Source organism: Terriglobia bacterium (genome assembly GCA_036496425.1).
Taxonomy (GTDB): domain Bacteria; phylum Acidobacteriota; class Terriglobia; order 20CM-2-55-15; family 20CM-2-55-15; genus 20CM-2-55-15.
In genome coordinates, this window is the sequence record DASXLG010000330.1 from 27,795 (window position 1) to 49,030 (window position 21,236).

A 21,236-nucleotide genomic window follows, 5' to 3' on the forward strand; every position below is an offset into this window, starting at 1 on the left:
GTTTCTCGTCATGGAAGAGCACCGCATGAAACACATTCAGGAACTGGACAGATTTTTTTCGCTCTCACCGGACCTTCTATGCATTCTGGACTTTGAAGGACGCTTTATCAGTTTCAACCCGGCTTGGGAGTACGGCCTCGGGTACAGCGCTGAAGAGCTGAGCTCTTTACCTTGTCTTGATCGTGTTCATCCGGATGATCGAGCCCAAACAGTCGAAGCTGTATCGCGCCTGGCGCGCGAAACGGCGAGCGTGACGATCCTTAATCGGTATGAGTGCAAAGACGGGTCGTACAAGTGGCTGCGATGGAACTGCACCTCGGATCTGTCACGCCGGGAAATCTATGGCATTGCCAGGGACATCACACCGGTAAGAAAACTGCAAAACGAACTGCACGAACTCAACGCCACCCTGGAGCAGCGAGTCCGGGTTCGAACGGAACAGTGGCAGCGCGCGAACGAAGCTCTTCGCACCGAAGTGGCAGCGAGAATGCAAACCGAAGAAGCGCTTCGACAGGCGTACCAGACATTGACTTCCATACTCGAGGCCTCTCCGCACGCCATCATTGCTGTCGATTCATCGCGTAACGTCAAAGTCTGGAACGCAGCTGCAACCAGAATTTTCGGATGGAGCGAAGAGGAGGTAATCGGGCGCAAAGTGCCGTTTGTCACCGAAGAAACCCGCGAACAATCCAACCAGTTCAACCAGCGGGCACTGCATGGCGAAACGTTCATCAATTTTGAGTTGCGCCGGCATAAAAGAGACGGAACGCCAACCGACCTTCTGGTGTCTGCGGCCCCCACTCGCGACACCCACGGTGAGATCGATGGTTTTCTAACAGTGGCGACGGACATCACGGAACACAAAGCTCTCGAGCAGCAGTTTCTTCGGACGCAACGGCTGGAGAGTCTCGGAACACTGGCAAGCGGCATCGCGCACGATCTCAACAATGTGCTGTCTCCGATCGTCATGTCGCTGGAGCTATTCCGGCTTAGAACGACGGACGGGACGATGCTGCGAACGCTGGACACTCTGGACCAGTGCGCGCAGCGCGGCGCCGATCTCGTCCGGCAGGTTCTCACCTTTGCGCGCGGCGTGCAGGGAGAACGGATGCCGGTTCAGACCAAGCATCTGTTGCAGGACGTCGAAAAAGTCGTTCTGCAAACGATGCCGAAATCGATAACAGTCTCCTCCGATTTTCCAACCGATCTGTGGATGGTCTCCGCAGATGTGACGCAGCTGCACCAGGTGTTGATGAACCTGATTGTGAACGCCCGGGATGCGATGACGGACGGCGGCAGCTTGTCCATCAGCGCGCGCAATGTAACGCTCGACGAAACGTATGTTGCCATGAATCCTCAAGCCTCGGCAGGCGCCTTCGTCGTGATCGAGGTCCAGGATTCAGGGCACGGCATCCCGCCGGAAATAAAGGAACGCGTTTTCCAGCCGTTCTTCACCACGAAAGAAGTTGGGAAAGGCAGCGGTCTGGGACTGTCGACTGTGGCGGCAATTGTGAAAAATCATGGAGGCTTCCTCACCCTCTATAGCGAAGTCGGGCGAGGCACCTCGTTCAAGGTTTACTTTCCGGCGCCGAAGAGCCCGGCCGGGCAAATAAACAAGCCCGCTCGACAAACGATGCCGGCCGGTAATGGCGAGACGGTTCTGATAGTGGACGACGAAGCCGCCGTCCGGGACATCGCCAAACTGACGCTCGAAGCACACGGTTACCGGGTGCTTGTGGCACAGGACGGTGCGGATGGCGTTGCGGAGTATGCGAAGCATGCCGGCGAAATCCGGCTGGTTATCTCCGATATGGATATGCCCGTGATGAACGGCGCAGCTATGATTCGCTCGCTCGAGCGGATCAACCCGAACGTCCGCATCCTTTCCGCGAGCGGGCTGACGGCGGCTGTCCGTGCCTCCCAACAGCAAACCTCCCATTGGCGCGCCACCCTTCCAAAACCATACACGGCGGAACAACTGCTGCGTGCTGTTCACGACCTGCTGCAAGCCGCATAGGAGTGGAAGGCTGCGCCCATTAGGATTCAACGGGCAAATAATTACGTTTCCGTAAATCCGAGTTCAGGCTTTTGACGTTTTACTGGGAGTGACCAAGTTCAATATCGGAGACCAGGTCAAGATTCTGCCGGAAGTGCAAACGCTGTTCGTGGGCGCGGAGGGCGTCATCCATGAGGTAGCAGCAAACGACCGCGGCATCAGCACACTCGATCGTTACGTCGTCATGTTTAAATGGGGCGAGAAACAGATCTTTTACGATGTGCAGTTGGCGCGGATTCAACGTTGAGGATTAACGGGCTCGCATCCAGTCGTCGATCGTCTGGGCTGCGGTCTCCGGCGATTCCGTGTCCTTCCGGCTCCGCTTGAGCGAATGATCTCCGCCTTCGACCCAAACCAAAGTTGCATGGGCGCCGATCCTGCCCACTACCTTCTCGAGCAGGTTTCGTTCGGCAAAAATATCCTTTGTGCCGCTGATAAAGAGCATCGGAATCTTCAACGCATAAAGGTGTTCATCACGGAGCTGATCTGTCTTGCCGGGCGGATGAAGCGGATAACCGAGGAATATAAGTCCCTCAACGCCGGGCGTGTCACCCGCGATATACGAGGCTACCCGGCCTCCCATCGATTTCCCGCCAATGACAATGCGTCCGGGTTTGTAATCGGTGATGACCCGTTCGATGACGGCACGATAGCGTGCCTGGAGTTTCGGCTGCGGGTCCGGAAACCGCCTTTTCGCCGCCATGTAATCGAAGTCGAAGCGGACGGAGAGGAAACCACGGCGGGCGAGTTCCGTGTGAAACCAGGTCATGAAGGGGGAGTGCATTCCCTGCCCCGCCCCATGGCCAAGGATGACCGCGGTCAGATCAACCGCGGATGAGGGTTTCAGCGCGTCGAAGGAATCATCTTTTGAGATCAAACATTCATTTTAGCGCTTCAGAGCTTCACAGCTTGCAACTTCCGGTTCGACCAGCTGCAGTCTTGCGCCGGCTCCCGATACCCGCCGCATCGGAAATTCCGCCACGTTGGCGGAATCCGACACGGTAAAGCTGGACAGACCGCGTTCTTTCGAGAAGACAAGCTTGTCTCCGGCCGAGCCGAGATCGATTTTGATCACGTCCCCCATACCGATTTGTCCCGTCGCAATGAGATTCGAAATCGGATAGACAAGATGGCGCTCAATCGCGCGCTTCAAATGGCGGGCACCGTACTTCAGATCGGTGCCTTCGCGGAGCAGGAATTCTTTCGCTTCAAGCGTGCATCTGAAAATGAATTGCTTGTCCGATTGCGACGCCATGATTCTGTTCTGGACATCATTCAACTCGATGTCCAGGATCTGCTTCAAATGCTGCTGGTTCAGCGTCCGGAAAACGACGACCTTGTCGATTCGGTTCATGAATTCCGGCGAGAACTTGCGTTTCGCAGAGTCCAGCGCGGTGTGATACATCTTTCGGTCGATTTCGGCCAGGTTGGCTTCGTCTTGACGGACGCCGGAAGTGAAGCCGATTCCGCCGCTCAGCATTTCGCTCATTTCCACTGCGCCGAGGTTCGACGTCATAAAGATCACGCAGCGAGAGAGATCCACCTTCCGATTGTCGCCGAGCGTGAGCGTGGCCTTGTCAAGGATCCCCAGCAGCAGCTGCCACAAGGCATCGTTGGCCTTTTCGATTTCGTCGAATAACAGAAAGCTGAAACGGGCGCGATCGTTCTGATACTGGTCGATCGCTTCCTGGGTCAGCAACGGCGGAGTTTCGCGGTGTCCGAGATAGCCCGGAGGAGATCCGATCAGCTTGGCGATCTCGTGGCTGTGCTGGAATTCTGCGCAATCGATTTTGATGAAAGCCCGGGGACTACCGAAAAGGATGTCCGCAGAGGCTTCGACAACTCTGGTTTTTCCAGAGCCGGTGGGGCCCAGGAACAACAGATTGCCGATCGGACGGCCGGGCATATTCATGCCGGCCATGTAAATCTGGTACATGTTCACGATTCGGCGCACCGCGCGATCCTGCCCGACGATCTTCCCAAGAAGCCGCCGCTCGAAGTCGAGCACTTCGGAGCTGCGCATTTCTGGATCGAGGAGTACCTCTTCTGAAACGAACGGTTTGACCATCGCTTTATACCTCGTGCCGGCCTTTTCCCAGCATTGTCAGGACAGCCCTTGATCAGGTTTCCACAGTTGAATCTTGCAAGTCTTCTACCAATCGGAAAACCTCTGTCCTCTGTCTTTGACGGGTCTTCCCTCCATTTGGTGGAATCACCGTTCTTCTATGACGTTATCGGCAGCACAAATCGATGGCTTTAGCGGTGGGAATGGGCTTCCTCGATGGTCCGGCGGTAAAGGTCCTCATACTTTAGAACAATCTTGCTTGCACAAAACTCCTGGGCTGCATGGTCCCTCGCAGCCTGGCCAAGCGCACGGCGGAGCTCAGGGTTTTTGAGGATGGAAAGGCAACCATCTGCCATGGAATCAATATCTCCCACCTCATACAGGTACCCGTCGATACCGTCGCGCACCACTTCGGGAATGCCGCCGACGTTTGTGGCGACCACGGGAACTTCGCAGGCCATCGCCTCCAGGGCGACGAGACCGAACGATTCCAGCTCGCTCGGAAGCAGCAGCACATCCGAAATTGCGAGCAATTCGCTCATGCTGTTCTGCTTGCCGACGAATTTGACGTCGTCCTGAATCCCGTGTGTATGCGCGAGCCATTCGGCCTTGGGACGGTCGGGTCCATCTCCTACCATCAGAAGACGCGCATTTATCCGGCGCCGGACGCGCGCGAAAATGCCGATGACGTCTTCGACGCGTTTGACCGGACGGAAATTCGAGATATGGATGAGAATCCCCTGGTCGTCGGAAGCGAACCGTTTCCGGAGACTTCGATCAGCCGCGCGGCCATAGATATCGCAATCGACGAAGTTAGGCACCACCTCGACCGGCCGTTCGATCTGGAACTCCTGGATCGTGCGCTGGCGCAGGTACTCGGAGACCGCCGTGACCGCGTCGCTCTGTTCGATTCCGAACCGGGTGATCGGCAGATACGAGCGGTCATTGCCCACCAGTGTAATGTCCGTACCGTGCAATGTTGTGACGAACGGCACCACGCGGTCGGTCAACATCTTCTTTGCAAGATAGGCACTGATCGAATGTGGGATGGCATAGTGAACATGGAGAACGTCGAGGTCAAAGCGGGTCATCACCTCTGCCATCTTGGTCGCAAGAACCAGGTCGTATGGGGGATATTCGAAAAGGGGATATGACAGGACTTCCACTTCATGAAAATAAATGCGGTCCGTCATCGTCAGGCGAATTGGAAGCGCGTAGCTGATGAAGTGCACGTCGTGGCCGCGCGATGCCAGTTCCTTGCCCAATTCCGCAGCTACGACGCCGCTACCACCATACGTCGGATAGCAGGTGATCCCGATCTTCATATTTCGATGACCTGATGTTCTCTCGAGTCCAGGTTGAGTGCCTCCTCGAGCCGGCGCGTAAAACCGAACCCGTAACGTACCAGGAACGATGTGACATTAAGGACTCTTTCCTGAAACTTCTTATCCGGAAAAATCGAGTTCCCGATAGCCTCCAGATGCCTCTCCAGTGTGTCGTTCCGGCGCGCTTCGGCGTTTACAAACTTCGTTCGCAGCGCCTCGACCTGGTGCCGGATTTTCTGCCTGGAGGTATCCAGCGCCCCTGCGAGGGTTGAATCTACCGCGGTCAAAGTGGGACCGAGCGTCTCTAATTCGGCCTCGATCTTCTCACGGACCCTATCGAATACTTCCACTCCGTGGACGCTCGCTACTGCTTTCCGGCGCAGAAAGTCACGGCCTCGAAAGACCTCCAGGAAGTCGATGCCGTACTTCGCCAGCGTGCGGGAAACGCGGCTTTCCAGTACAGTGGCACTGATCCGCGGATAGACCGGTGGAACCTGGCGTCCAAGCGCATCGTAGACGGCGGCCGCTTGAGCGAAGTACGCGACCTCCGCCGGGCCTCCGACATAGGCAGCCGTCGGAAACATCGAATCCTGCATCACAGGACGAACCAGAACATTGGCACTCAGTTGAAGCTCCTGGCTGAGTTCCTCGGGCCGGAGCGCCTGCCGCGACTTCCCGCGGTAGGCAAACAGCCCGGTAAAGTTTTTATCAACCTTCACCTGCTCGTGGTACCCGGCTTCAGACAATTCGCGGCCGCGGGCCTGAACTGCCGCCAGGAGTCTGGAATGGTCTCGAACAGCATCGACGAGCGTCGGCTGCGCCAGCAGCCGCAGCTCAGGATTCAACGGATTCGCGAGGATCAGACCGGAGCCTTCGAAAAGTTTCTCGAGCATCGCGGAAAATGCATCGACCGGGGAAACACCGGGACGGTAGGAACACTCCAGCAGCTCTCGAAGCTGCGGCTGGAACTCGGACTCCGGCAGGCTCGAGAGGCATGTCGAGATCGCGCCGGAGACGTCGCCGCCCAGCTTGAGCCAGCCTACCGGCGAGGATTCCGTATTCGAGAGATCGACGCGAAGATGGGTCAGACCGGAATCACGATCGAGGACGTATGCCGACTCGATTTCCTGAAAGTCGTGATCCTCCGACGCTATCCAGAACACAGGAACCGCCGGCACTCCTGCGGCATCGAGCGCTTTCGCGAGTTTGATGGCGGTGACCGCTTTGAGGATGGTGTAGTTCGGCCCGGCAAACAGCGCCGCCTGCTGTCCGGTGATGACGGCGGCGGCGCCGGCTGCAAGTTTCTCGATCGAGCGCTTGTCGCCGCCAAGACCTGCGCATAAGCGGTCACGATGGCCGCGTTCGAGCGGCTTGCGTTCACGCGCAAACGCCGCAATCGATTCGATCGAATATGAGCGTGGATAGAATTTCCGCAGCCGCGCCGGATCGCCGACATAGTCAAGGAAGAGCGCCGACATTTGCGGCAGACTCCCAAACGGAATACGTGTCATGAGATTTCGGTGATTTCGCTGTTCATGCGCCGCAGGATCTGCGCGAGTTCCTCACGCGGTTCAGGCTTGAGCGGAAGCAGCGGGCGGCGAGGCATGCCACCCTCGAGGCCTTGAAGCTCCATTGCGGCTTTGAGACCCGCTATTCCATTGGTCCCGGTAACCGCAACCGCGGACGGCGCAATGATGCGCTGAATGTTCCCGGCCTTCGCGTAATCGCCGGCGGCAAAAGCGCGATAGAGCGCGAGGGAGGGTTTCGGCGCTGCACAGGCCAGAGCAATGATGCCTCCACGCGCGCCCGCAGCCATCGCCGGAAAGAGCGTGGGAGCTGCGCCGGCGATAACGGGCAGCTTTGAGGCATCGGTGTTCCAGACAATCTCCGAAATCAATTTCACATCGCCGGAACTGTCTTTCACACCACGAATGTTGGGGTGCTTTGAGAGTTCGATAACCAGCCTGGACTGAAGCGGAATGCCCGTAAAAACCGGCACGTTGTAAATAATGACCGGAACAGGCGACGCATCGGCGACGGCCGTGTAATGCGCGAAGTACACATCGGAAGTCATCTGCGGCTTGAAATAGAACGGGTTTTTTATCAGCACCGCGTCCACGCCGCGGTCCGCAGCCTCTTTCGTCAGCGCGATCGTGGCTTGCGTGGATTCGACTCCGGTACCTGCCAGCAAGGTCATTGACGAAGGCACGCGTTTTCGTGCCGCTTCAATCAGCCGGAGTTTCTCGGCGTGCTCAAGATAAACCGACTCACCATTCGACCCCAGTACAAGATACCCCTCGATGCCCGCTTCGATGTATTTATCGATGTTCCGCTCGAATGCGTCGTAGCGCACGGCGCCCTTCTCGTCGAACGGCGTCACCATCGGCGGAATGATGCCTTTGAAATTCAGCAATTCGCGTATTCCCCTTCTACTTCCAGCATGGTGTGCGAGCGACCCCCTGCCGCCCCGAAGGCGCGGCAGGGGGTCGCTCACGAGGACTTGTGATTGTAACGCGGCATCGCATCAGGTCAAACAACGAAGGCCGTCTCGAACGCGCGAACTGATTTCCCCATGCCCCAACAGATCCTTGATAATAGCCACCGAGTGCGCGCCGGCGCCAACAACCTCGGGCACACGAGCCAGTGTGATTCCGCCCACGGCGACGACCGGCTTGCGTATGGCGCCGCATATTTGAGCGAGCGCTTCCACTCCCAATACCGGGTCCGGATTCTCCTTAGTCGAAGTTGCAAACAGCGGCCCGGCGGCGATGTAATCCACCGGCAAGCCATCCGCATCGATTGCCTGTTCTAGATTGTGCGTGGAAATGCCGATGATCCTGTCCGGACCGAGAATCCGGCGCGCTGCAGCCGGCGGCAGATCGGACTGGCCGAGGTGCACACCGGCGGCACCGGATAGCAGGGCCACATCGACTCTATCGTTAACAATGACGGCCGCATCCGGGGGAGCCAGCGCAACGATTTGCTCAACCTGATCGAGCAACTCTCTTGCGCCCGCTTTTTTATTCCGGATCTGGACCAGCCGCGCACCACCGGTGAAGAGAGCTTCAGCGATCCGCACGCAATCCCCGAATGATGAATCCGCGATTGCGTACAGCCGCGGCAGGGGCGTCATGCTATTTCGACAGCACGAGCCCGGCGTTCCTCCTGCAGATCTTCCAGAAGCTTGGTGTAGATGTTGCCGCTGCGGAATTCGTTGGTGCGGAGTATGCGGCGATGCAGCGGAATCGTGGATTTCACGCCCTCCAGGACAAACATATCAAGAGCCCGGTCCATGCGGCGGATCGCTTCATCTCGCGTGGAGCCGTGCACGATCAGTTTAGCGATGAGCGAATCGTAATAAGGCGGGATGACATATTCGGCATAAGCCGCGGTGTCAATCCGCACACCGGGTCCGCCCGGTGCGTGCCAGGTGGTAATTTTGCCGGGCGAGGGTTTGTGGGTAACAGGGTCTTCGGCGTTGATACGGCATTCGATGGCATGGCCGCGAAATTGAATGTCGCATTGCCGATGCGGCAACCGGTCTCCTGACGCAATCAGGATCTGGTCACGGACAATATCGATGCCTGTTACCAGCTCGGTCACGGGATGTTCCACCTGGACGCGCGTATTCATTTCCATGAAATAGAAATTTTTGCGCTCGTCCACGAGGAACTCGAGCGTTCCGACATTCGAATAACCGGCTTGCTGGATCGCCTCCACGACGCGCTTTCCAACCTGTTCCCGCAACTCCGGCGTCATGATTACCGACGGAGACTCCTCGATCAGTTTCTGATGCCGGCGCTGGATCGAACATTCGCGCTCACCGAGGTGGATGGCATTGCCATACTCGTCGGCCATGACCTGAAATTCAACGTGCCGGGCGTGCTCGATAAATTTTTCGAGGTAGCAGTGAGGCACCCCGAAAGCGTTTGCGGCCTCGGCCTGGGCAGTCCTCAAGGCCGTCAGCAATTCGGTGCGATTCTGCACGACGCGCATTCCGCGGCCGCCGCCACCGGCGACGGCTTTGATGATCACCGGATAGCCGATGGCTTCAGCAGTCGATATGGCTTCTTTGTCGGTGTGCACCGCGTCGGAACTGCCCGGCAGAACGGGAAGCCCTAAGCGGTTCATTTCGCTTCGCGCGCGAGCCTTGTCGCCCATCAGACGAATCGCTTCGGACGACGGGCCGATGAACTTGATGCGGCTCGCTTCACAGACCTCCGCAAAATAGGCGCTTTCCGACAGAAACCCGTACCCGGGATGAATCGCATCCGCATTCAACAACTCGGCCGCACTGATGACGCTGGGAATGTTCAGGTAGCTGTCGATACTCCTGGGGGGGCCGATGCAAAGGGCTTCGTCGGCAAAACGGACGTGGAGCGCGTGCCGGTCGGCTTCAGAATACACGGCGACGGTTTTGATGCCGAGTTCCTTGCAGCACAGGATAATTCTCAGGGCGATTTCGCCGCGATTGGCGATGAGTATCTTTCTAAACATATCTAATAACCCACGCCCAACCTACCGCTGCCGGATGGCGAAGAGCTTTTCTCCGTATTCCACCGGCTGGCCGTTGTCCACGAGCACGCTCACAACTTCGCCTGCCACGTCGGCTTCGATCTCATTCATGAGCTTCATGGCCTCGATAATGCAGAGGACGGCTCCCTTCTCAACAGAAGCTCCAACGGTGACGAACGGTTCCGAACTCGGCCCTGCGGCCTGGTAAAAGGTTCCCACGATCGGAGATTTCTGGTAGTAGAGATCCTCTTCCTTTTCCTGGACCGGCGGAAGTTGCGGAGTCGCCGGCTGACCCGCCACCGGGATAGCCGCAGCCGATGCAATCAGCGGCATGGCCGCCGAAACCGGGGCGGCATGGTTGGAAACCCGTTTAATCCGCAGCCGCACGCCCGATTTCTCGATTTCCAGTTCGTCGATCGTTTCCTTGGATGTGACGATATCGATGATTTCTTTCAGTTCCTTCAGATTCATAAGGGCAAACGAGCAGTATAGCAGATCAGAATCACCTTTGAATTTCCCAGGCGGCCTGCTTCAGCTCGTAACGGGCGCGGCCGATCTGGTCCTGTGCGCGGGCCAGCAGGATCAGGTAGTGCCCGGGAGAGACCGTCCGGGCGATCATAACGGACTTTTCGGATACGACGATGTTTTCGACCAGATTGCCGGAGCCGGAATCTTCCGAAGCGCTGCGGGCAATATGCAGAAGGGTGGAGTATTCCCCGGCGATAGTCTCCAGATTCAGCGACTTGTCATCCAGGACGTGATCAATCACGCCTTGAGGCCCCACCAGGATCACCGCCTGGATGTCCGTGACGCTCTTACGAAGTGTCGCCGCAACTTCGGGAAACTTCGTTTGAATCAAATTTTGCACCGCCCGTGCCGTCAGCGCTGTTGTGGCTGTTCGGCAGGATTCGCATCGGCCGGCGCAAGCACGCTGATCGTATCGATCGGCTTGATCCGGGGTGTGATGAAAAACAGCAGTTCGTTCGTGCTCTTGATGGTCTGGGTTTCTTTGAACAGGCTGCCGATCAGAGGCAGGCTGCCGAGGCCCGGAACCTGGTTCACATTCAGCGTGTCGTTATCAACGAGAATTCCGCCAATCACCGCCGTGGCGCCATCAGGAACCAGCATCATCGTGGTAGCGGATTGCGTGGCAACGGTCGGAATACCACCGACGGCGCTGGCAAAATCCGGCTGGCTGTTGCTGATATTCACCTGGAGCAGAATTGTGCCGGCGGCACTGATCTGGGGCGTGACAGTAAGCTGCAAAGCAAACGTTATGAACTGCGTTGTAATCGTATTGTTGACGTTTGTCTGCACCGGAATCTGCGTACCCTGTTGAATCGTCGCAGCCTGGTTATTTTGCGTCGTCACATGCGGCCGTGAAATCAATTTCGCGGTGCCATGCGCTTCCGCCGCGCCGATGATTTCATCCAGCAGAATGTCCCCGCCGGGCTTCAGGAGGAAAGTCAGGCCCGAGGTCGCGGCTGCAGGAAAATTCGAAACCAGGGGAAGGTTCGAGCCGCCGGTCGGCAGCGTCGTTCCGGCACGGGCGACGGGGCTGGGCTGGCCGGTCAGACCGGTCAGCACGTTGCCGCCAGTGGCGCCGAGCAACAACCCGAGCTGGCTTCCGACGTCCTTCGAAAAGGACTTATTGGCCGACAGCAGGCGCGCTTCGATGTCCACCTGTTGCTGCGGCATATCGGTAAACTTGATCATGGAATCGAGGGTCGCGAACTGTGAAGGAACATCCCGGACGATCAGAGCATTCCGTCTGGGGTCCACCAGAATGGAGCCGCGCGTCGTGGTCATCGGCTTGAGCGTGGTCGCGACTTCCAGGGCCTTGGTGTAATTGAGCACAAAGGTCCGGGTCTCGAGTGGAGCGGCCGCTTCCTGGGCATCGCGAAGAGCCTTTTGTGCCCCCTGCTCCGCCTGCAGGGTTGCATTCGTGGCAATACGCAAAACATTGCCTTGAAGCTGCCCGCCGAGGTTGTTGTTCTTCAGGACCACGTCCAGCGCCTGATCCCACGGAACTTCCTTCAAGGTCATCGTTATCGTTCCGCTGACATTCGGATCCAGGATCACATTGAGACCGCTGAGTTCCGAGATCAGCCTGAAGAAATCTCTTATCGGATAGTTGTCGAGCTCGAACGTCGCAATCTCTCCGGTATATTGCGGCACCGCAGTCGGCGTTGTCTGAACCACCGGCGGAGTTGCCGGTGCGACGGTGACCTGAGTCTGCTGCTGTGGCGGATCCGCTGCGGCAACCAATGGCGCGGCTGAAACTGCGGGCTTAGCCGGTGCAGGCAGCGCTCCCGCAAGGGCTGCCTGCGGTATTGGAAGCGGTTCGGGATTCAACAGCGCAGATTCCAGCGGCGCGGCCGGAACCCGCGACGGGATGAACGGCGTAACCGGTTCGGCAAGCATGGTCAGCACCGCCGGCGTCAGTGCCGGGGCGGCCGGAGCTGCCGGCGCGGCGGGGCCCGCGGTCTGGTTCTGCGGAGCGCGGGCCGTGGCGCCGAAGACGACGCGGGTAATGCCGCCGCCATCCTCGATCACGCGATACGGAGCATCCTTCTTCAAGTCAAACACGATCCGGGTTGCCTTGCGTCTCCTGTCGCTGAAGAACGACGTGCGAACACGCTCGACACCAGCCGCATCGATCTGCTTTTCCTTGAAGCTGATGGTATTCTGGATTCCGTGAAAATCGATCACCAGGCGGTGCGGATTGTTCAATTCAAAATAAGTGAATTTCGAATCGTCGCTGGCGATGATCCTGGCCTCGAGAGAGTCTCCGTTGTTGCTGAAGGAGACATCCTTCACGATACCGGCGTCCTTCGAGGTCGCTCCATTAACCGCAAGGGTGCAGACCACTAACAGCACCCCGATCGAAAGGAGCTTCCGGGAATCAACTCTCATTTGTTCTCTCCCCGCAATTTGCGCACGATCTCACGGGACGCTTTCTGGTCGCCTCCCGGAGCTGTTACGGCAAACGTTACACTGTCCGATTTGATGTTCTTGACGACCGCGTCGTATAGAGCATCACCAACCCGAATAAAATATCGCCGGCCGCCTGGAGCCTGGATCGTCACGACGTTCATCGCCGGCTCGCGCGAAACCACAATCCCGATAACTTCCGCTTCTGCGACCAGCACGCCCTTCAACCCCGGCGGCCGCGCCGCAACCGCAGGCGGCGGTGGTGCAACCTTCGCAACCGGCTTCGGTACCGGATTCACGAAAGGATCTCGACGCCCTCGCGCGTTGTAGTGATAGTCCTTTGGAACGGCGAGCGCGGGCGCCTGCTCTTCCGGCGGCGCAGTTTCCGGTTTCTGTCCGCGAGCCTGCGGGAAAACCGCCGGACTCAGTGCCAGGCCGAAAACGAACGTTAAGATGGCTATCCCGCGCGTTATTGCGCTTGCATTCGCTCCGCTTGTCATTTCACCGCCTTGGGCGGGGGCGCTGCCGATGCGATCGGTTCATCCTTATAAACGAAAGTCGTCGCAGTGTATGTGGCGCTGACGCTCGAAACAAAGGCTGCATCGCCCGTGGAGGCCCTGCTCTGAAGCCTCAATCCGCTGATATTGACGATCCGCGGCAGCTGCCGGATACGATCCAGGAACTGCCCGACATTGTGATACGTCCCCGTGACTTCGAGATCGATCGGATATTCCGTATAGATCTCGTGATCGATGGTGGGCCTGGGCGCCACCCGGCTTACCGTTAATCCCGAACCGGTCGCCAGTTGCTGGACCGACCGGAAGATCTGATCGGTTTCCTTTTCAAGGGGGAGGATCATTTTCAGCATGTCCAGCTTGACCTGCAGATCCATCGCATCCTTCTTGATCTTGGCAAGCTCCTTCTGCTGCTGGACACTTTTCGCAATGGTCGCTTGCAGGTCCGCGACCTGCTTCGTCCTCTGGTCTATATCATCCTGAATCGGGGAGAGGAACTGATACCAGACCCCGCCAAGCAGCGCACCGCAGATTCCCGCGACGATCACCACCTGGTAGTACCACTTCATCTTCGCCAGGTTTTTCAACTCGAGTGCCATCAGTTCCCCCCTGCCGTCGGCTGTGCCGGTGTTCCCGGAGGACGTGGCGGAGAAAATTCACAGCGGATCGTAAATGTCCAGTTTCCCGCGGAATCGACGGATGTCGCTCCCTGATCGACGTTCTTGAAATATCCGGTGGCGTTCAGGTTCGAGTAGAAGTCGGCAATCGCGTTCAGCGACGTGCCTGTGCCGCTCAGATTCAGAACCGCTTCCTTCTGATCGAGGCTGGACAACCAGACAAATTGAGTTCGCTCGACCGCCTCGGCAAGCTGATCCAGCGCAACCACAGGACTGACCTGGTTCTTCTGAAGGTTCTCGACGATTTTTACCCGGTTTTCCAGCGTCTTCTTCCGGCCTTCGTAAACCTGATCCGCCTTGATCACGGCATCCAGCGCTGCTTTCTGCGCTTCCGCCTGCATTTTCTTCATATCGAGAGCGGCCAACTTGGAGGTCAGACCGGTGTACCACCAGAAGCCGCCGCCGGCCGTTCCAAGGACAATAAGGATCAGGAGAACGGGCGTGAAGCTCGCGGGTAACGCGATCTTGAATCCGGCTTTTGCCGTCTTCTTTCTTCCCGCTCCGACGAGATTGACCTTAATCATTTAATCAAACCCCCTTAAGGCCAACCCAACGGCCACGGCAAGCGCCGGTCCGAGGGATGTTACTTTTTCGGAATCTACTTTCGGTCCGAGCGTGATGGATTTGAACGGATTCAACACCTCGGTCGGATAACTGAATGTGGCCTGGATTCGCTCCGCCAGCCCAAGCATATGGGCTGTTCCACCGCTGATCAGCACCTGGCTGATGGTCTCAGACGGATAGGTTTCGCGGAAGAAATCGAAAGTCTTCTGAACCTCCATGATCAGCATGTCGGTAATCGATTCCAACAGCGGCTGTACCATCTCGTGTTCGGAACCGCCGGTTTTTCCAAGTTTCAGATCTTCAGCCTCCTGAAAATTCAGCTGCAATTCCTTTTGAAGAATATCCGTGTACTGATTGCCGCCGACGGAGACGTCCCGGATGAACAACGGCATGCCTTCCTTCGTAATGTTGATATTCATCAGCGATGCGCCGATATTCAGCAGGGCCACCGTCGCATTGTCCGCGGACGTATAGTTCGCCTCAAATACGTTTTGCAAAGCAAACGCATCGATATCGACGATTTCAGGGTTCCGGCCGGCGAGACTGATAACGTTCGTGTGGTTCTGGATCTTGTCCTTCTTTGCCGCAACCAGCACCACTTCCATTCCCGGCTCCTCCGACGTCGTCGTTCCGGCACCCACGACCTGATAGTCCAGATTCACTTCGGTGATTTCGAACGGAATGTACTGCTCGGCATCGAGCTGGATGGATGCCTCAACCTCTTCCGCATTGGCCGCAGGAACAATCACGCGCTTGACGATAACAGAGTGTCCCGACACGCCAGTGGCGACACCCTTGAGCTTGAACTTGCCGGAAAGAAACGTTTTTTTGATGCTTTCGGCGACGGCCGGGGCATCCATGATCGCACCGTCCACGACGGCGTCAGGACCCAGCGGCTCGTAGGCGAAACCGGTAAGCTGGTATCCCTTTTTCGACTTCACCAACTCGACCGCCTTGACGCCACTCGACCCGATGTCCAGTCCGACAAGCGGTTTATTTTTGCTTAAAAAACCCATACCTTATACGATGTCCTCGCCCTAACCTTTCACCGTGGACTTGACCAGACGCCGCGGCCTCGAATCGGTGGCAACCTCGGTACGCTCTATTTTTCTCTCCATCCAACGGTCCAGGAGATCCTTCTTGAACCGCCAGCGGTTGCCGAGCTTGAAAGCGGGAATGCTCTTTTCGCTCAGATACTTGTAGAGCGTGTCCGGCGAAATCCCGAGGTACTGGGATGCCTCACGCAACGTCATCACTTCCTTTGATCTTTCCATTTTCTGCCCTGTCTCTTCCATAAGTACCGGTGTTATTTCCGGACTTTACCGGGTCTTCTCCCTGTTTTCTGGACCCAACGCTACAGCGATGACTTGGGAAAAACAAGAGAAAAGTTCTTGAGATGGACCTGTTGTGTCCACAAGAGGTTGTATGAAGGTAAGAACTATTCCCTAGACACAATTGGCCCGCAGGAATTGATTTCAGGCTTGCGTATTGCTACAGCAGGCAGACCGGCCGCCTGATTTCAGTGACAGCCGATTTGATAGCTGGCCGAAAGACGCGGGCCTGATTTCCTGCCAGGCAGGTTATCCTTGGCTCGTGCATCGCTTCGTCATCGCGATTATCGTTTCCGCCATCTGGCTGGCCTCCACCTCTCCGTACTCCGGCGCCCGCCAGCAGGATACCAAAGTCACAGTCGACGTCAGGGGCCAGAACCGCACGGCCTGGCTTCATGTTCCTTCAAATTTCGACCATTCGCAGGAGTATCCGCTGGTGGTCGGCTATCATGGCGGCGCCGGCAACGCTCGCGGTTATATCGAACAGTCGCAACTCTTTGTCAAAGGCGAACGGGCGGGCTTCATCGTGGTTTGTCCGGAAGGAACGCCTGTTCCCGGTGTGGGCGACCGGCAGGTGTGGAATTCAGGGGCGGAATACGCGGCGAGCAGCAGGAACGCCGATGACGTCCAATTCACAGTCGAACTCATCGACCGGATCTCCTCTATATATCCGGTCGATTCCACAAGGATTTACGCGACCGGATTCTCGAACGGCGCACAGATGACATATCGGCTGGCTGCGGAGCTGTCGGACCGGATCGCGGCAATTGCTGCGATGAGCGGCGGCAGGGCCGCCGGCGCACGGCGGCCGGCGCGCCCCGTTCCGATTCTTCATATCCATGGAATGGCGGATACCGTTTATCCGCTGGAGGGCGGCCTGGGAAGCGACAGCCTCGGCCGCGTGCCTCAGGTTGCGATTTCAAACGTCATCGCGGAATGGTCGAGATTCGATGGCGCCCGCCTCGTGCCTCAAATCACGCAACACGACGGATGGGAAATGCGGCTGCACGCCGGACCTGCCCCTGTGGAGCTGATTCTTGTGAAGGGCATGGGACACCAGATCTCGGGCGGACTGGACGACCACCTTCCCGGCCAACCACTGAAATCCTCACCGGACGCGATCGATCTGGCCCTGAAGTTTTTCGCAGAGCATTCGCTGTAGTCGCGGGCTAAAACACCTTCCGGAACGTAAGGTTGATGCGGGTGCCGCCGGTCAACGGATGATTCCCGTCCTTGAGCGGAGCGACGCCGTGATAAACAAATCGCGCAGGACCACCCCACACCACAGTGTCTCCGTTTTCAAGCGGCAAGCGCCGCGCCGGATCGGAACGGCGTTTGCCGCCCCACAGAAAGACAGCCGGCAAACCCAGCGAGACGGAAACGATCGGCGCCCAGCGGTCATTTTCGTCGCGATCCCGGTGCAGGCTGAGTTTGGCTCCGGCCGTATATCGATTGATCAGACAGGCATCGGGATCGTAGTCCGCAAACCCGGCTTCGGCAGCAGCTCGCGCAGCGATCGCAAGGAAGAGGGCAGGCATGGCAGGCCACGGAAGACCGGACTCCGGATCATACCGGTCGTAACTGTAACCGGTCCGATCGGATACCCAGCCGACCCTGCCGCAGTTCGTCATCGCCACAGACATCGTGTAGCCCCCCGGAGTCGTCAGGTGGCGGAATGGCGCCGGTTCCGCGACCTGTCCCACGGCTTCGAGCAACCCGGACACCTCGCTGGAAACAAATCCACGCAACAGCACAGCGCCTTCTTCGAGGCTCTCACGCTCCGGCATGCGCCCGATGCTAATCGTTCTGCGCCGATCCAGGCAAGGGGCTGAGGGTTTCGATATCTGAATTTGGAATTTGGCGCGATCTGGATCGACGGAGTAGGATACCCAAGGCTCAGGAACCAATTAAAAGGAGACGCGTATGCGCATTCGAATGATTTCGGGAATCACTCTGGTTGCATTGCTTACGTTTTCAGTCTGGGCGCAGCAAGGCGCCCGTGGTCAGGCGCAGGAGCAGGCCGGTCCCCAGGCCGCGAGTATTATCACCGCGTCGGAAGTGGCTGCGATGATCACCAAGTCGCCGGCTGATCGAAACGCGCTCGGCCAGCGGCTGCTGCGGCTTGGAACATACTCCGTCAACATGGAACACCGCGTTGCCGGCCAGGGCGCCTCTGTCCACGAAAAGGAAGCGGAATTGTTCTACGTCATCGAAGGTTCCGGAACGCTGGTGACCGGAGGCAAGCTGGTCGAGGAAAAGCGGACGAATCCGACCAATCTCAGCGGGACCTCGATCGAAGGCGGAGTTACCAGAACGATCAGCAAAGGCGACTGGGTCATGGTTCCCGAAGGCGTGCCGCACCAGATTCCGGCAGTCCAGGGCGCACTCACCGTCATGTCGATGCACCTGCCGCGGTAAAGGATCTCATTGCACCATTGCAACATTGGAAGTTTCTGCAGTTCTAAATTTGAAATGCAGCAACTTCTAATGATGCAATGGTACGACTCTTCAGTTGAATCCGCCCTGGGCCGGGGACTCAGGGCTTGACGGCCGCTTTCTGGTATTTCGTGTTGTAGGCGTTGATGCCGCCGACCAGAACTGCGGCAGTGCTCGCGATGTCCGTATTGACCTTTTCGCGATAGCCGCCAAAGTCGTCGCCCGGGCTTCTCGCCAGAGCGTCAAAAGCGAACCTCAGGCTGTTGAGTGAAGCATACAACTCGAAATTGCGCAGCGGCGCAGGGGGAGGCGTCGCCGTGAAGTTGGGTCGCGCGGCCGGCGCCGCCGGCTGGTTCGCATTGGGATGACTGTCGCTGTAGGCGATCGCGGCAGTGACATCATCGATAGCCATATCCAGCGAAGCTATCGCCTTTTGCACGTAGTCGCTTTGATTCGCGGCTTTCAGAAGGTCGTCCGCGGCCTTCGAGATGGCGTCGCGCACAATCTTCAGCGAGCTTCCGGTCTGCGCCGCTCCAAGCTCGGCGCGTCCTGCAAATCCCGGAGCGCCTGGGGGGCCCGGAGGCCCCGCCGGTCCTTGCGGACCTTCCACTCCCGGAAGTCCTTGTGGCCCGATCGGCCCCGGCACGCCATGAGTATCCGAAAGCTGTGGTACCGCTGCCGGATCTGCCGGGCCCGCCCTCAGCGCCGCCGGAGTGGCAAGATAGCCGTGGGTTTTTCCATCATTGCCCGTGAACGAACCCACGATCTGACCGAGATCATTGATGCCGCGTCCATCCAGCGACGATGGAAGGCCGGGGAGATCAATGAGGTCATAATCGTTCCCGCTGCGGAAGAAGGCTCGAAACGGCGCCTGGGGACTGTCGATCTGGCCTACGACGTCGCCCAGATCATTCACTCCCCAGGCTTCCGTGTAGTTCGTGTTGGGAAACTGAATCGCCGAATACGAGTCGGCGCTGATCAGAAATCCTTTCGCGGCCGGGCCGGATCCCGCAACACCTACAATTTGTCCCGCATCGTTAATTCCATTGGCGGCGCCGCCGCGTTCGGGAAGCTCGACGGCCCGGTAACTTCCGCCGCTCAGGAGAAATCCATGCCTGGCGCCATCGGCAGCTTGATAATCGCCCACGATCTGGCCTCGATTATTGATGCCGCGGGCCACGGTGTCGTTGCTCCCCGGAAAATCGATGGACGAGAATCGGCCGCCGCTCCGCAGAAATCCATGGCGGCCATTGAACTCATTAGAACCGTAGCCGCCGACGATTTGCCCGGCGTTATTCACACCGTAAGCCGCAGTCCAGGCAGCGCCCGGAAAGGTGATGGTCGAAAAGCCGCCATCCTTAAAGACAAAGCCGTGCGTGCCGGCGCCGTCGAGAAAATAACCCACCACGTCTCCATGGATGTCGACGCCACAAGCGACAGTGAGGCTGCCCTTGGGCGCATCAATCGTCGAGACGTTGTATGGACCGGCGGCGTGAGCCGTCAAATGAAGACTGAGAAGGACCGTGGCTCCGGCAAACACGAGTGCGCTGACGCTGACCGTTCGCGGCATGATCTACTCACCCGATTTCGAGTAATGACCACCACAGTTTACGCGTGCCCAAAAAATATTTACAAGGTCATTCGGCCGGGTAGACGAATGGTTGAATTGATTCCTAAGGCCGATCAGGCTGTATGTTTGCTTTCAAGGAGGTCGCATCATGGCTGTAACGGGAGAAGATCAGGGTTCCGGCCGGCGTCCGTCGCGGCTTGCTGCAGCGTTGCAGAATGCGGTTACCGCGATCCACACGTTGGTTTATCGAACTTCCAATGGAGTAATCGGTGGAAGACTCGCCAACAGCCCTGTGCTGCTGCTCACCACGAAAGGACGAAGGAGCGGTCAGCAACGAACCGTCCCGTTATTGTATTTGCTCGATGGGGATAATGTGGTATTGGTGGCGTCCAATGGGGGTGCGGTGAAGCATCCCACCTGGTGGCTCAATCTTCAAGCCGAGCCGGTGGCAGAGACACAGATCAAAGGCGTTAGACAGCGGGTAAGGGCAGAGCAAGCCTCGGCGGAGGAGAAACGTCGCCTCTGGCCACGTCTGACGACGATGTATCCGGGTTACCAGAGATACCAGGACGTCACCAATCGGGATATACCGGTAGTTATTCTACGTTCGATCGAAAACCGCAGCATTTCCGAGGTAATCGAATCATGACGCGAAAGCTTGTAATCGATGTCCTCTAAATCGTATACGCGAGTTTCGTTCTTACTGGCTTTCGTCCTGACTGTTTTCTCTCCAATTGAGATCCGAGTTCAATCTGTCTCAGCTGGTGCGGCGCATCCTGAATTCGAGACAATCTCTGTCAAACCGGGAGACCCGACTCTTCCAGGAGGTGTTCCGGTGGAACAGGGCGGAAGATTTAGCGCGCGGAAATGCGGCGTGGCCTGGCTCCCGGAGACCGGGTTATCGTCACCGCTATGTCCGCCTAAGCAGGTTATGCCAGAGTGAGACTGAGGTAATCCCGGCAGCCATGCTGGACACCGTTGTTCAGGATCTGCGTTATGCCATCCGCGTGTTATCCAGGAATCGCGGCGTCACTGCGGTGGCTGTCCAGTGCGAGATTATTGAGAAGATTTATCGCGCAAGTGTCGGGGGCGAAGATCGTGACGCGTTTACATTTTTTCTTTTCTGCCTTACCTCCCGCAGTAAGCCAGAGACTTTTTTCTTTTCTGCCTTACCGCCCACGGTAAGCCAGAGAGTTTTTTCTTCTCTGCCTTACCGCCCGCGGTAAGCCAAAGAGTTTTTTCTTTTCT

The 21,236-nt window shown here is 57.7% G+C and carries 22 protein-coding genes; 5 read left to right on the forward strand and 17 right to left on the reverse strand.

Annotated elements, in window-relative coordinates; genetic code table 11:
- Nucleotides 1–25: 25 nt before the first annotated feature.
- Both VGK48_23955 and VGK48_23960 read left to right on the forward strand, forming a co-directional pair.
- Nucleotides 26–2,017 carry a PAS domain S-box protein gene (locus VGK48_23955; GenBank protein HEY2384240.1) on the forward strand — a complete coding sequence of 664 codons (1,992 nt, stop codon included), beginning with the start codon at nucleotides 26–28 and terminating at the stop codon, nucleotides 2,015–2,017.
- Between the two features lie 88 nt (nucleotides 2,018–2,105).
- Nucleotides 2,106–2,303, forward strand: coding sequence for a hypothetical protein (locus VGK48_23960; GenBank protein ID HEY2384241.1), 198 nt, complete (start codon nucleotides 2,106–2,108; stop codon nucleotides 2,301–2,303).
- Nucleotides 2,304–2,306: 3 nt separating this feature from the next.
- Here the strand turns inward: VGK48_23960 and VGK48_23965 are convergent, their stop codons facing one another.
- From VGK48_23965 to VGK48_24035, 15 genes are all read right to left on the reverse strand, one after another.
- Nucleotides 2,307–2,933 carry an alpha/beta family hydrolase gene (locus VGK48_23965; protein ID HEY2384242.1) on the reverse strand — a complete coding sequence of 209 codons (627 nt, stop codon included), beginning with the start codon at nucleotides 2,931–2,933 and terminating at the stop codon, nucleotides 2,307–2,309.
- 9 nt (nucleotides 2,934–2,942) lie between these two features.
- Nucleotides 2,943–4,124, reverse strand: a complete 1,182-nt coding sequence (locus tag VGK48_23970; GenBank protein ID HEY2384243.1) for an AAA family ATPase — start codon at nucleotides 4,122–4,124, stop codon at nucleotides 2,943–2,945.
- A gap of 188 nt (nucleotides 4,125–4,312) precedes the next feature.
- Entirely contained in the window at nucleotides 4,313–5,446 is a 1,134-nt protein-coding gene (gene bshA, locus VGK48_23975) for an N-acetyl-alpha-D-glucosaminyl L-malate synthase BshA (protein ID HEY2384244.1), read from the reverse strand.
- The gene (bshC, locus tag VGK48_23980; protein HEY2384245.1) at nucleotides 5,443–6,957 is read right to left on the reverse strand and encodes a bacillithiol biosynthesis cysteine-adding enzyme BshC; all 1,515 of its coding nucleotides are present in this window, start codon (nucleotides 6,955–6,957) and stop codon (nucleotides 5,443–5,445) included. The genes bshA and bshC overlap by 4 nt, the downstream gene beginning before the upstream one ends.
- On the reverse strand, nucleotides 6,954–7,859 hold the full coding sequence (locus tag VGK48_23985; protein HEY2384246.1) for a dihydrodipicolinate synthase family protein: 906 nt from the start codon (nucleotides 7,857–7,859) through the stop codon (nucleotides 6,954–6,956). The genes bshC and VGK48_23985 overlap by 4 nt, the downstream gene beginning before the upstream one ends.
- A 111-nt stretch (nucleotides 7,860–7,970) precedes the next feature.
- Nucleotides 7,971–8,579 (reverse strand): thiamine phosphate synthase, encoded by a 609-nt coding sequence (gene thiE / locus VGK48_23990; GenBank protein ID HEY2384247.1) that lies wholly within the window; start codon nucleotides 8,577–8,579, stop codon nucleotides 7,971–7,973.
- Nucleotides 8,576–9,943: an acetyl-CoA carboxylase biotin carboxylase subunit gene (accC, locus tag VGK48_23995; protein ID HEY2384248.1), complete on the reverse strand. Its 1,368-nt coding sequence runs from the start codon at nucleotides 9,941–9,943 to the stop codon at nucleotides 8,576–8,578. The genes thiE and accC overlap by 4 nt, the downstream gene beginning before the upstream one ends.
- A gap of 21 nt (nucleotides 9,944–9,964) precedes the next feature.
- Nucleotides 9,965–10,432 (reverse strand): acetyl-CoA carboxylase biotin carboxyl carrier protein, encoded by a 468-nt coding sequence (accB, locus tag VGK48_24000; protein ID HEY2384249.1) that lies wholly within the window; start codon nucleotides 10,430–10,432, stop codon nucleotides 9,965–9,967.
- Between the two features lie 31 nt (nucleotides 10,433–10,463).
- Complete coding sequence (locus VGK48_24005; GenBank protein ID HEY2384250.1) at nucleotides 10,464–10,820, reverse strand: hypothetical protein; 357 nt, start codon at nucleotides 10,818–10,820, stop codon at nucleotides 10,464–10,466.
- Nucleotides 10,821–10,840: 20 nt separating this feature from the next.
- On the reverse strand, nucleotides 10,841–12,877 hold the full coding sequence (pilQ, locus tag VGK48_24010) for a type IV pilus secretin PilQ (protein ID HEY2384251.1): 2,037 nt from the start codon (nucleotides 12,875–12,877) through the stop codon (nucleotides 10,841–10,843).
- Complete coding sequence (locus tag VGK48_24015) at nucleotides 12,874–13,395, reverse strand: hypothetical protein (GenBank protein ID HEY2384252.1); 522 nt, start codon at nucleotides 13,393–13,395, stop codon at nucleotides 12,874–12,876. The genes pilQ and VGK48_24015 overlap by 4 nt, the downstream gene beginning before the upstream one ends.
- Nucleotides 13,392–14,009: a type 4a pilus biogenesis protein PilO gene (gene pilO / locus VGK48_24020; protein HEY2384253.1), complete on the reverse strand. Its 618-nt coding sequence runs from the start codon at nucleotides 14,007–14,009 to the stop codon at nucleotides 13,392–13,394. The genes VGK48_24015 and pilO overlap by 4 nt, the downstream gene beginning before the upstream one ends.
- Nucleotides 14,009–14,611: a PilN domain-containing protein gene (locus tag VGK48_24025; GenBank protein HEY2384254.1), complete on the reverse strand. Its 603-nt coding sequence runs from the start codon at nucleotides 14,609–14,611 to the stop codon at nucleotides 14,009–14,011. Before VGK48_24025 ends, pilO begins: the two co-directional genes overlap by 1 nt.
- Nucleotides 14,612–15,667 carry a type IV pilus assembly protein PilM gene (pilM, locus tag VGK48_24030; protein HEY2384255.1) on the reverse strand — a complete coding sequence of 352 codons (1,056 nt, stop codon included), beginning with the start codon at nucleotides 15,665–15,667 and terminating at the stop codon, nucleotides 14,612–14,614. It lies immediately after the preceding gene.
- Nucleotides 15,668–15,688: 21 nt separating this feature from the next.
- Complete coding sequence (locus VGK48_24035) at nucleotides 15,689–15,925, reverse strand: helix-turn-helix domain-containing protein (protein HEY2384256.1); 237 nt, start codon at nucleotides 15,923–15,925, stop codon at nucleotides 15,689–15,691.
- A gap of 319 nt (nucleotides 15,926–16,244) precedes the next feature.
- On the opposite strand from VGK48_24035, the gene VGK48_24040 reads away from it, so the two are divergent.
- Nucleotides 16,245–17,144 (forward strand): PHB depolymerase family esterase, encoded by a 900-nt coding sequence (locus VGK48_24040; protein HEY2384257.1) that lies wholly within the window; start codon nucleotides 16,245–16,247, stop codon nucleotides 17,142–17,144.
- A 7-nt stretch (nucleotides 17,145–17,151) separates the two neighbouring features.
- Here the strand turns inward: VGK48_24040 and alkB are convergent, their stop codons facing one another.
- A complete protein-coding gene (alkB, locus tag VGK48_24045; protein ID HEY2384258.1) occupies nucleotides 17,152–17,769 on the reverse strand; it encodes a DNA oxidative demethylase AlkB in 618 nt (205 codons plus the stop codon).
- A 136-nt stretch (nucleotides 17,770–17,905) separates the two neighbouring features.
- On the opposite strand from alkB, the gene VGK48_24050 reads away from it, so the two are divergent.
- Entirely contained in the window at nucleotides 17,906–18,400 is a 495-nt protein-coding gene (locus VGK48_24050) for a cupin domain-containing protein (protein HEY2384259.1), read from the forward strand.
- A gap of 118 nt (nucleotides 18,401–18,518) precedes the next feature.
- On the opposite strand, the gene VGK48_24055 is transcribed toward VGK48_24050, so the two are convergent.
- Nucleotides 18,519–19,988 carry a hypothetical protein gene (locus VGK48_24055; protein HEY2384260.1) on the reverse strand — a complete coding sequence of 490 codons (1,470 nt, stop codon included), beginning with the start codon at nucleotides 19,986–19,988 and terminating at the stop codon, nucleotides 18,519–18,521.
- A 148-nt stretch (nucleotides 19,989–20,136) separates the two neighbouring features.
- Here VGK48_24055 and VGK48_24060 point away from each other — a divergent pair, with 148 nt between their 5' ends.
- On the forward strand, nucleotides 20,137–20,637 hold the full coding sequence (locus tag VGK48_24060; protein HEY2384261.1) for a nitroreductase family deazaflavin-dependent oxidoreductase: 501 nt from the start codon (nucleotides 20,137–20,139) through the stop codon (nucleotides 20,635–20,637).
- Nucleotides 20,638–21,236 lie beyond the last annotated feature (599 nt).